Here is a 1770-nt window from a genome sequence, read left to right as displayed (position 1 = left end):
TTTCTAATGCGGGTATTAGTGTTGATAGGTCAATTAGACTCTCTAGTACGATGAAGGTTGAAGCTAGAGTTGCTTTGGTTATTGGAAATCAAGACTATAGCTCTCTGAATGTGTTGAAAAATCCCATCAATGATGCTACTGCAATGAGAGATATTTTAAAAGAGAAAAACTTCTCTGTCATCTACCTTGAAGATGCTTCTCAGATGGAGATGGAGAGTGCAATAGAGAGTTTTGCCAATAGATTAAGCGTGGGAAAAGGTGTTGGACTATTCTACTATGCAGGTCACGGTATAGAGGTAGGTGGAGTCAACTATCTAATCCCAACTGATGCTAGAATCCCATCCAAAAAGTTTGTTAAAAGCAAATCGGTCTCCACAGATATTGTCGTATCTGCTATGGAGGAGGCAAAAAATAGGCTCAATATCGTTATCTTGGACTCCTGTAGAAGCAATCCATTTGGCAGAGATGGTTCAGGTGGATTAGCCCCACTAAATAGTGCCAGTGGTATCTATGTTGCCTATGCTACCGCCCCAGGGAGGATTGCAGAGGATGGGGATGAGGGGAATGGACTCTTTACAAAATATCTCATTAGATATATCAATCAGAGTGGATTAAAGATAGAAGATGTCTTTAAAAGAGTTAGAGAGAATGTTATGCGAGACTCCAACAATGCACAAGTTCCATGGTCTAGCTCCTCAATATATGGAGATTTCTATTTTACTCTACCTAACAAAAAAAAGAATAGCACAAAATCACTAACAGACCAAGATAACGGACTCTACACCACTCCAAGCTTTAAAACCAATCCTACTGATGTAACTATAGATATAGGAGGAGTTGAGTGGTATGAGAGGATGAGATTTAAGAGAGGTACATATATGGTTACCCTATCAAAGAGTGGCTACGTTACCAAAAAGTTCAAAATAAATTTTAAAAATGATAATACCATTAGCCTAAAAATAGATAAAGAACCGTTTCAAGAACCCGAAATGGTCAAGATTGAAAAGGGGAGTTTCCATATGGGAAGCAGGAGTGTAGATATTGATTATGATTTTGAGATAGGAAAGTATGAGGTGAGCGTGGGAGAGTTTAGAAAATTTATCAATGAGACCAACTATAAAACAGATGCCCAGAAAGGTGATGGGTGCTATATTGACAAGAGTGGCAATGGAGATTGGGGATATAAAGATGATACCAACTGGGAAAATCCAAACTTTCCACAAACGGACAGTCAACCTGTTGTATGTGTAAGTTGGAATGATGCCAAAGCATACACTAGATGGTTGAGCAAAAAAATATCTAAGCACTACCGATTGCCAACAGAGGCTGAGTGGGAGTTTGTGGCTAGAGCAGGTACAAAGAGTAAATGGAGTTTTGGAGATAGCAAAAAATATCTATTAGACTATGCAAATATAGCTGATAATAGTACAGATATTTCATGGAGAGAGAACTGGAATGATGGTTATAGATATACTGCTCCTACAGGAAGCTTCAGAGCAAACCAGTGGGGTGTCCATGATATGTATGGAAATGTCTGGGAGTGGTGTGAAGATTGGTACTTAGAGAGTTACAGTAGCCCAAAAACCAATGTAGATAGGAAAGTTTTTCGTGGTGGTTCATGGCATAATGATTCGGAATATACCCACTCTTCCAATCGTCACAAAGGTTATCCTACGGGTCGAGATTACAATAGTGGTTTTCGTGTAGTGAGAACTTTATAAAAAGGAGAAGAGTACAACTCCAATAAAATCACCAGTTACGCAGGATTTT

Annotated in this window: 1 protein-coding gene; it reads left to right on the top strand. The window is 38.9% G+C overall.

The features are described 5' to 3' along the window. On the top strand, nucleotides 1-1721 hold a 1721-nt coding region (locus GSY74_RS02850; RefSeq protein ID WP_164663603.1), incomplete at its 5' end, for an SUMF1/EgtB/PvdO family nonheme iron enzyme. Between the last annotated feature and the right edge of the window lie 49 nt (nucleotides 1722-1770).

The organism is Sulfurovum sp. bin170 (assembly GCF_010892395.1).
In the GTDB taxonomy this organism is placed as follows: Bacteria; Campylobacterota; Campylobacteria; order Campylobacterales; family Sulfurovaceae; genus UBA1140.
Note: the sequence above shows the minus strand (reverse complement) of the source record. Positions and strands in the feature narration are given on the sequence as shown.